This window comes from Streptomyces sp. DH12, from assembly GCF_020873895.1.
Taxonomy (GTDB): Bacteria; Actinomycetota; Actinomycetes; order Streptomycetales; family Streptomycetaceae; genus Streptomyces.
Genome location: NZ_JAHWGT010000109.1, coordinates 1 through 1,092 on the forward strand (window position 1 = coordinate 1; position 1,092 = coordinate 1,092).

1 protein-coding gene and 1 pseudogene are annotated in these 1,092 nt (G+C 68.9%); both read left to right on the plus strand.

From position 1 onward, the window contains the following. Window positions 1–159 (plus strand): annotated as a pseudogene (locus LPA54_RS32795) (ABC transporter permease); the annotation flags it as partial. After that, window positions 152–931: an ABC transporter ATP-binding protein gene (locus tag LPA54_RS32800; protein ID WP_093769049.1), complete on the plus strand. Its 780-nt coding sequence runs from the start codon at window positions 152–154 to the stop codon at window positions 929–931. The pseudogene LPA54_RS32795 and the gene LPA54_RS32800, both read left to right, overlap by 8 nt. The last annotated feature ends 161 nt before the right edge of the window (window positions 932–1,092 follow it).

Sequence of the window (1,092 nt, forward strand, 5' to 3'; positions counted from 1 at the left end):
GTCTACATGGACCTGGTGCGGTTCGCGCTGATCGAGGGGTACGACTCGTCGTACCTGCCGCCGCACGTCTGGGCGTTCGCGCTGGGCTGGGCGGTGCTGGCTGGCGTGGTCGGCTTCGTCTACTTCTGGAAGGCAGAGGAGAGGTACGGCCGTGGCTGACGACAAGACGGGCGCCCGGGTGCCCACCGTCATCGCGGACGACCTGCACATCGTCTACCGCGTGAACGGCGCCCGGTCGGGCAGGGGCAGCGCCACCGCGGCCCTCAGCCGGATCCTCAGGCGCGGCGAGGAGCGGGGCGTGCGCACGGTGCACGCCGTGCGCGGGGTGTCCTTCGTGGCCTACCGCGGCGAGGCCATCGGCCTGATCGGGTCCAACGGCTCCGGCAAGTCGACCCTGCTCCGTGCCATCGCGGGGCTGCTTCCCGCCGAGCGCGGCAAGGTCTACACCGACGGCCAGCCGTCCCTGCTCGGCGTCAACGCGGCCCTGATGAACGACCTCACCGGCGAGCGGAACATCATCCTCGGCGGACTCGCGATGGGCATGTCCCGCGAGGAGATCAAGGAGCGCTACCAGGACATCGTCGACTTCTCCGGGATCAACGAGAAGGGCGACTTCATCACCCTGCCGATGCGCACCTACTCCTCCGGTATGGCCGCCCGCCTGCGCTTCTCCATCGCCGCCGCCAAGGACCACGACGTCCTGATGATCGACGAGGCGCTGGCGACCGGCGACCGGAAGTTCCAGAAGCGCTCCGAGGCCCGCATCCGCGAGCTGCGCAAGGAGGCCGGAACGGTGTTCCTGGTCAGCCACAACAACAAGTCCATCCGCGACACCTGCGACCGGGTGCTGTGGCTGGAGCGCGGCGAGCTGCGCATGGACGGGCCGACCGACGAGGTGCTCCGCGAGTACGAGAAGTTCACCGGCAAGTAGCCCGTTCCGCCCAGGGGCCCGCCGGAACGGTCCGGCGGGGCCCGGCGTCTGCAAAAGATGCGTCAACTCCTCGTGCACGGCGGAATCTTGACGCCATGCGATGTGTTGTGGTGGAGCCCGGAAGACCCCCGTCGAGGAACGGCGCGTTGTGCAACGTAAGC